Genomic DNA, 7,301 nt, shown 5'->3' with positions numbered 1-7,301 from the left:
CCGCGTGGGCCAGTCGGGCGCCGGCGGCGGTGAGCCAGTGGGCCGCCCGGTGGCGGGCGTCGGCCGGGTCGCCGGACAGCCCGGTGAGGGTGAGCGTGCCGGGGTCGGCGGCCTCCCCCGCGACGACCCGGGCGGGGACACCGGCCCGCTCCGCGCGGGCGAGGACCTCGCCGACCGCCTTGCCGAGCAGGCTGGTGCGGTCGAACCGGCCCTCGCCGGTGATCACCAGGCCGGCCCCGGTGAGGGCTTCGTCGAGGCCGGTCAGCTCGGCCACCGCCGCCGCGCCGGGGACCACCTGCGCGCCCCAGGCGGCCATCAGGCCGTAGGCGGTGCCGCCGGCCGCGCCGGAGCCGGGGAGGGCCGGGTCGCCCCCGAGCAGGTCGGCGAAGCGGCGCAGCCCCGCCTCCAGGACGGCGATCCGGGCCGGGTCGGCGCCCTTCTGCGGCCCGTAGACCGCCGCCGCCCCGGCGGGGCCGAGCAGCGGGTTGGTCACGTCGGTCAGCAGCCGGACACCGCCGGGCGGGGCGGCGCGCAGGGCGGTGCGGTCGAGCCGGGCGGCCCGGGTGAGGGAGCCGCCGCCGTCCGGGAGGTCGGCGCCGTTGTCGTCCAGCAGCCGCAGGCCGAGGGCGGCCAGCAGCCCGGCGCCGCCGTCGGTGGACGCGGAGCCGCCGAGCGCGACGGTCACCCGCCGCGCGCCGGCGTCCAGCGCGGCGGCGATGGTCTCGCCCGTGCCGCGGGTGCCGGCGGTGAGCGGGGCGAGGGCGCCGCCGAGCAGCGGCAGGCCGCCGGTGTCGGCGAGTTCGACCAGTGCGGTGCCGTCCGGCAGCAGCGCGTAGCGGCCGGTGACCGGCCCGCCGTCGGGGCCGGTGCAGTCGGGGACCGGGTGCTGGACGGCGCCGGGGAGGGCCGCCGCGAGCGCGTCGAGGGTGCCCTCCCCGCCGTCGGCCATCGGGCGGAGCAGCAGTTCGTCGTCCGGCCGCACCGAGTGCCAGCCGGCGGCCAGCGCCTGGGCGGCGTCCCGGGCGGTGACGGTGCCCTTGAAGGAGTCGGGCGCGACGACGACCCTCACGGCGCGGCCAGGTGCGTCAGGTGCCGCTCGATCAGGGTGCGCAGCGTCTGCTCGCCCGGGGTGTCCCAGATCTCCTGGTTGAAGATCTCGACCTCGATCCAGCCCTCGTACCCGGCGGCGGTGACCAGGCCGGTGAGGGCGCGGAAGTCGATGTGGCCGTCACCGACGTGGCCCCGGCCGAGCAGGGCGTCGGCGGGCAGCGGCAGGGTCCAGTCGCACACCTGGTAGGAGGCGATCCGGTCCTCTCGGCCGGCGCGGGCGATCTGTTCGCGCAGTGCCGGGTCCCACCAGACGTGGTAGCTGTCGACGACGACGCCGACCTGCCGGGCGGGGTGCGGGGCGGCGAGGTCGAGCGCCTGGCCCAGGGTGGAGACCACCGCCCGGTCGGCGCAGAACATCGGGTGCAGTGGCTCGATCGCCAGTCGCACACCGAAGTCGCCCGCGTGCGGGGCGAGTTCGGCGAGCAGATCGGCGACGGCGGCGCGGGCGCCGACCAGGTCGCGGCTGCCGGCCGGCAGGCCGCCGACGACCAGGACCAGGGTGTCGGTGCCGAGTTCGGCGGCCTCCTCGATGGCCTGGAGGTTGTCGGCGATCGCGGCCCGGCGCCGCTCGGGGCCGTCGGCGGTGAGGAAGCCGCCCCGGCAGAGGCTGCTGACGGCGAGTCCGGCGTCCCGGCACAGCTTCGCGGAGCGGGCCAGGCCGGTCTCGGCGACCTTGTCGCGCCAGAGTCCGATGGCCGGGATGCCGGCGTCCACGCAGCCGCGCACGGCCTCCGGAAGGCTCCAGCTCCGGGTGGTGATCTGGTTGAGTGACAGCCTCGCGAGGCTGTTCGCCGCGCCGGCGCCGCTCATGCCGCCACCCCCGCGACGGCGAGCAGCCGGCGCATCCGGTCGGCCGCGAGATCCGGGTCGGGGAGCACCCCGGCGGCGTCCGCGAGCCGGAACAGTTCCACCAGGTGGGGCAGCGAACGCCCGCTCTGCGCGCCGCCCACCATGGTGAAGTGGTCCTGGTGGCCCGCCAGCCAGGCGAGGAAGACCACACCGGTCTTGTAGTGGAAGGTCGGCGCGGCGAACAGGTGCCGGGCCAGCGGCAGGGTCGGCGCGAACAGTTCCTCGTAGCGGTCGAGGTCGCCCTCGTCGAGCGCCCGCAGCGCCGCGGCGGCGGTGGCCGCGATCGGGTCGAAGACGCCCAGCAGGGCGTGGCTGTGGCCGTGTTCGTCGCCGCGGATCAGCTCGGGGTAGTGGAAGTCGTCGCCCGTGTACATCCGCACGCCGGCCGGCAGCGCGCGGCGCAGGGCGATCTCCCGGTCGGCGTCCAGCAGGGAGACCTTGATGCCCTCGATCCGGTCGGCGTGCGCGCCGATCAGTTCCAGCACGGCCGCGGCGGCCGTGTCGAGGTCGGCGGAGCCCCAGTAGCCGGCCAGCGCCGGGTCGAACATCTCGCCGAGCCAGTGCAGCAGCACCGGCCGCTCGGAGGCGGCGATCAGCCCGCCGTAGACCTCCAGGTAGTCCTGCGGGCCGCGCGCGGCGGCGGCCAGGGCGCGGCTGGCCATCAGGATCGGCTGTGCGCCGGCCTCCTGGACGACGGTCAGCTGCTCCTCGTAGGCGGCCCGGACGGCGTCCAGCGGGTGGGGGCCGGGGGCGAGCTGGTCGGTGCCGACGCCGCAGGCCAGCAGGCCGCCGCAGGCGCGGGCCTCGGCCCCGGATCGGGTGATCAGCTCGCGGGTGGCCGGCCAGTCGAGGCCCATGCCGCGCTGGGCGGTGTCCATGGCGTCGGCCACGCCGAGGCCCAGCGACCACAGGTGCCGGCGGAAGGCGAGGGTGGCGTCCCAGTCGACGGCGGCGGGTGCGCCGGGGGCGTTGTCGCCCAGCGGGTCGGCGACCACGTGGGCGGCGGCGAAGGCCGTCCGCGAGCGGGCGGGGGCGGGCGGGGCGGGCAGGACGGCGGGCTCGCGCAGCCGGAGCCGGCCGTGGCCGGGCAGGTCGATCTCGGTCATGGTGTCAGCGCATTCGTCTCGTCGGCGGGCGGCTGCGGGGCGCTCGGATCCCCGGCGGCCGGGTGCTCGGTCGCCGGCCGGGATGCGGCCGGCGGGCCGTCACAGGGACAGCTCGGGGACGTCCATCCGGCGTCCCTCGCGGGCGGAGCGCAGGCCGAGTTCGGCGAGCTGCACGCCCTTGGCACCCTCCAGCAGGTCCCAGTGGTACGGGGAGCCGGTGGTCACGTGGCGCAGGAAGAGCTCCCACTGCGCCTTGAAGCCGTTGTCGAACTCCTCGTTGTCCGGCATCCGCTGCCACTGCGCGCGGAACGGCTCGGTCGCCGGCAGGTCCGGGTTCCAGACCGGCTTGGGGGTCGCCGCGCGGTGCTGGAAGCGGCATTCGCGCAGCCCGGCGACGGCGCTGCCCTCCGTGCCGTCGACCTGGAACTCCACCAGTTCGTCGCGGTCCACCCGGACCGCCCAGGAGGAGTTGATCTGGGCGGTGATGCCGCCCTCCAGCTCGAAGACGCCGTACGCGGCGTCGTCGGCGGTGGCGCGGTAGACCTGCCCGCGCTCGTCGGTCCGCTCGGGGATGTGGGTGGCGGTGTGCGCGTACACCGAGCGGACGGGAGCGATGATGCCGTCCAGCACGTAGCGCCAGTGCGGGAACATGTCGAGGACCATGCCGCCGCCGTCCTCGGCGCGGTAGTTCCAGGACGGCCGCTGGGCCTGCTGCCAGTCGCCCTCGAAGACCCAGTAGCCGAACTCGCCGCGCACGGAGAGGATCCGGCCGAAGAACCCGCCGTCGACCAGCCGCTTGAGCTTGCGCAGGCCGGGGAGGAAGAGCTTGTCCTGCACGGCGCCGTTGCACACCCCGGCTTCGCGGGCGAGGCGGGCGAGGTCGAGCGCGGCCTCCAGCGACTCGGCGGTGGGCTTCTCGGTGTAGACGTGCTTGCCGGCGGCGATCGCCGTGCGCAGCGCGGTCTCCCGGGCGGGGGTGACCTGGGCGTCGAAGTAGATCTCGGCGAGCGGGTGGGCGAGGGCCTCGTCGAGCGAGGTGGTCCAGTGGGTGAGGCCGTGGCGGTCGGCGAGGTCCTGGAGCTTGTCGGCGCTGCGGCCGACCAGGATCGGCTCGGGCCACAGCGTGTCGCCGTCGGCGAGCGGCAGGCCGCCCTGCTCGCGGATGGCCAGGATGGAGCGGACCAGGTGCTGGCGGTAGCCCATCCGGCCGGTGACGCCGTTCATGACGATGCCGATCACCCTGCGGGGCATGGGGGTTCTCCGATTCGTTGCTGGTGCGGGGAGCGGGTGGTGCGAGGGGCGTGTCGCGGGGCCGCGCGGCACAGGGGCGCGGCGCGCGATCACGCGGTGCGGTGTTCGTCCTCGGCGAGGACGGGGTGGGCGAAGGGCTGCCCGGCGGTGTAGCGGGCGAGTTCGTCGGCGGCGGCGGCGGCCATCCGGTGCAGTTCGCCGCCGAGCGAGCCGGCCACGTGGGGGGTGAGGAAGACGTTCGGCAGGTCGTAGAGCGGGGAGTCGGCGGGCAGCACCTCGGGTTCGGTGACGTCGATGACGGCGCCGAGGCGCCCGGCGGCGACCTCGCGCACCAGCGACTCCTGGTCGACCAGGGAGCCGCGCGAGGTGTTGACCAGGGTGGTCCCGTCGCGCATCAGGGCGAGCCGGCGGCCGTCGATCAGGTGCCGGGTGGCCGGCAGTTCGGGGGCGTGCACGCTCACCACGTCGGAGGCCGCGCAGAGTTCGTCCATCTCCACGGAGCGGGCGCCGAGCCGGGCGGCCTCGGCGGGGTCGACGTACGGGTCGTGCAGCAGCAGGTCCAGGTCGTGCGGGCGCAGCAGTTCGAGCACCCGCCGGCCGATCCGGGAGGCGCCGACGATGCCGACGGTGCGCCGGTAGTTGCCGGCCGCGGCGTACGCCAGCTGCCAGTCGTACGGGGCGCGGCGGCGCCGGTACTCCTCGCGGATCGGCAGCAGCCGCTTGTTGGCGAGCAGGACGACGGCGACGGTGTACTCGGCGACGGGCAGGGCGTTGGCCCAGGCCGCGGAGGTGACCTGCACGCCGCGGCGCCAGCAAGCCTCGGTGACGTGGTGCTTGACCGAGCCGGCGGCGTGGATGACGGCGCTCAGCCGCGGGGCGGCGGCCAGCACCTCCTCGTCGATCGGCGGGCAGCCCCAGCTGGAGACGATCACGTCGGCGTCGGCGAGTGCCGCGCGGGCCTCGGGGGTGGTGAAGTCGTCCAGGACGAGCGCCGGGTCGAGGTCGGCCAGGGCGGTGAGGCGGGCCATGGTGTGCGGGTCGATCAGGCGCCCGGCGAGCTCGCGGTGCATGGCGAGGACGGCGCGGGGGCGGCAGGCGGGCCGGCCGTCGGACACGGTGGTCTCCCGGTGGGGCGTAGGGGCGGAGGCGGTGCCGGTCGCGGCGGTGGCGGGGGTCGGCGTCACTTGACGCTCCCCGCGGTCAGGCCGGCCTTCCAGTGCCGCTGGAGCAGCACGAACGCGAGCACGAGCGGCACGACGGCGAGCAGCGAGCCGGTGATGACCAGCGGGTAGTACTCGGGGAAGGCCTTGGTCTGGGCGTTCCAGCTGAACAGGCCGAGGCTGACCGGGAAGAGCCGGTTGTCGGAGAGCATCACCAGCGGCAGGAAGAAGTTGTTCCAGATGGCGGTGAACTGGAACAGCAGCACGGTGACGAAGCCGGGCATCACCATCCGCAGCCCGATCGACCAGAAGGTCCGCAGTTCCCCGGCGCCGTCCATCCGGGCGGCCTCCAGGACCTCGTTCGGCACGTAGCCGGCGCAGAACACCCGGGCCAGGTAGACGCCGAAGGGGTTGACCAGCGAGGGGATGAAGACCGCCCAGAAGGTGTTGACGATGCCGAGCTCGGAGGCCAGCAGGTACATCGGCAGGGCGAGCGCGGTGGTGGGCACCAGCACGCCGAGCAGCACGAGGCCGAACACCTTCTCCTTGCCGGGGAAGCGGTAGACGTGGAAGGCGTAGCCGGCCGCGACGCACACCAGCGCGCACAGCACGGAGCCGATCCCGGCGTACAGCAGCGAGTTCAGGTACCAGCGGAAGTAGATGCCGTCGCCGGTGGTGGCCAGGTCGTGCAGGTTCTGGCCGAGCCGGAAGTTGTCGGCGTTCAGGGCGTTCCCGCCGAGCAGGTCGGCGGTGTTCTTGGCGGAGGCGGTGAGCAGCCAGCCGAGCGGCCACAGGGTGTAGACGGTGGCCAGGACCAGGGTGCCGTTGACGGCGCCCTTGGAGAGGGTCCAGGGGCGGCGCGGCCGGTCGGAGCGGACCGGGCGGCGGGGCGGGGCCCCGCTGGGGCGGGTGGCGGTGGTGGTCATGCGTCGGCCTCCCGCCGGCGTTCGGAGCGGCCCCGGGTGAGCCGGGTGACGGCGAAGGAGAGCCCGGCCGCGGCGAGGGCCAGCAGCACCGAGGCGGAAGCGGCGAGCCCGTAGTCGTGGCGCTCGAAGGCGGCCGTGTAGGAGTACATGTTCGGGGTCCAGGAGGAGGTGACGCCCGGTGAGGTGCCGTAGAGGATCATCGGCTCGGTGAACAGCTGGAGCGAGCCGATGATGGTGAACAGGCCGACCATGGCGATCGAGGGCCGGATCAGCGGCACCTTGATGTTCAGGGCGGTGCGCAGCGGTCCGGCGCCGTCGACGACGGCGGCCTCCAGCACCGAGCGGTCGATGGCCTGCAGCGCGGCGTAGAAGATGACGAGGTTGTAGCCGGTCCACTGCCACAGCGCCATGTTGACCACGGCGGGCAGCGGGTGGCCGAGCGGGTCGGGCTGGGTGCCCAGGGATTCCAGCGCGTCGAGCACGGGGCTGATGCCGGGGGTGTAGAGGTACATCCACAGCAGGGCGGCGATGATGCCGGGCACGGCGTGCGGGATGAACAGCGCCAGCTGGAAGAAGCGCCGGGCGCGGGCCAGCGTGGAGTCCAGCAGCAGGGCCAGGACGAGCGCCAGGCCGGTCATCAGCGGGATGTAGATCAGGCAGTACTGGGCGGCGGTCAGGAAGCCGCCGCGGAACGCCGCGTCCGACAGTGCCCGGGTGTAGTTGCCGAGCCCGGTGAACACCGTCTCGGCGTCGCCGAAGCCGAGGCCGGAGCGGCGTTCGGTGAACAGGCTGAGCCGGATCGCGTAGCCGATCGGGATCAGCGTGCACGCGGTGAAGAGCAGCAGGAACGGGGCGAGCAGCACGGCCGGTGCCCCGTACCGCCCGCGTCGCCGGCCGGC

Annotated in this window: 7 protein-coding genes; all 7 read right to left on the bottom strand. The window is 74.8% G+C overall.

All coding sequences use genetic code 11. The features are described from left to right. A partial coding sequence (locus ACFRMQ_RS35465; RefSeq protein ID WP_380734922.1) for a glycerate kinase occupies nucleotides 1–1,069 on the bottom strand: 1,069 nt, incomplete at its 3' end. Next, nucleotides 1,066–1,920: a sugar phosphate isomerase/epimerase family protein gene (locus ACFRMQ_RS35460; RefSeq protein WP_380734921.1), complete on the bottom strand. Its 855-nt coding sequence runs from the start codon at nucleotides 1,918–1,920 to the stop codon at nucleotides 1,066–1,068. The genes ACFRMQ_RS35465 and ACFRMQ_RS35460, both read right to left, overlap by 4 nt. Next, on the bottom strand, nucleotides 1,917–3,065 hold the full coding sequence (locus ACFRMQ_RS35455) for a dihydrodipicolinate synthase family protein (protein ID WP_380734920.1): 1,149 nt from the start codon (nucleotides 3,063–3,065) through the stop codon (nucleotides 1,917–1,919). The genes ACFRMQ_RS35460 and ACFRMQ_RS35455 overlap by 4 nt, the downstream gene beginning before the upstream one ends. A 99-nt stretch (nucleotides 3,066–3,164) precedes the next feature. Next, nucleotides 3,165–4,316, bottom strand: a complete 1,152-nt coding sequence (locus tag ACFRMQ_RS35450) for a Gfo/Idh/MocA family protein (RefSeq protein ID WP_380734919.1) — start codon at nucleotides 4,314–4,316, stop codon at nucleotides 3,165–3,167. 89 nt (nucleotides 4,317–4,405) lie between these two features. After that, the gene (locus tag ACFRMQ_RS35445) at nucleotides 4,406–5,386 is read right to left on the bottom strand and encodes a hydroxyacid dehydrogenase (RefSeq protein ID WP_380734923.1); all 981 of its coding nucleotides are present in this window, start codon (nucleotides 5,384–5,386) and stop codon (nucleotides 4,406–4,408) included. Nucleotides 5,387–5,496: 110 nt separating this feature from the next. Then, nucleotides 5,497–6,402 (bottom strand): carbohydrate ABC transporter permease, encoded by a 906-nt coding sequence (locus ACFRMQ_RS35440; RefSeq protein WP_380734918.1) that lies wholly within the window; start codon nucleotides 6,400–6,402, stop codon nucleotides 5,497–5,499. Further along, a partial coding sequence (locus ACFRMQ_RS35435) for a carbohydrate ABC transporter permease (RefSeq protein WP_380734917.1) occupies nucleotides 6,399–7,301 on the bottom strand: 903 nt, incomplete at its 5' end. The genes ACFRMQ_RS35440 and ACFRMQ_RS35435, both read right to left, overlap by 4 nt.

It is taken from the genome of Kitasatospora sp. NPDC056783 (assembly GCF_042789895.1).
GTDB lineage: Bacteria > Actinomycetota > Actinomycetes > Streptomycetales > Streptomycetaceae > Kitasatospora.
The sequence above is the reverse complement of the archived record's forward strand: the minus strand, read 5'-3'. Positions and strand labels throughout refer to the sequence as shown.

Excerpts from the sequence above, each read along its gene's own strand:
- ACFRMQ_RS35460 (WP_380734921.1), bottom strand. The coding sequence starts at position 1,920 with ATGAGCGGCGCCGGCGCGGCGAACAGCCTCGCGAGGCTGTCACTCAAC.
- ACFRMQ_RS35455 (WP_380734920.1), bottom strand. The coding sequence starts at position 3,065 with ATGACCGAGATCGACCTGCCCGGCCACGGCCGGCTCCGGCTGCGCGAG.
- ACFRMQ_RS35450 (WP_380734919.1), bottom strand. The coding sequence starts at position 4,316 with ATGCCCCGCAGGGTGATCGGCATCGTCATGAACGGCGTCACCGGCCGG.
- ACFRMQ_RS35445 (WP_380734923.1), bottom strand. The coding sequence starts at position 5,386 with ATGCACCGCGAGCTCGCCGGGCGCCTGATCGACCCGCACACCATGGCC.
- ACFRMQ_RS35440 (WP_380734918.1), bottom strand. The coding sequence starts at position 6,402 with ATGACCACCACCGCCACCCGCCCCAGCGGGGCCCCGCCCCGCCGCCCG.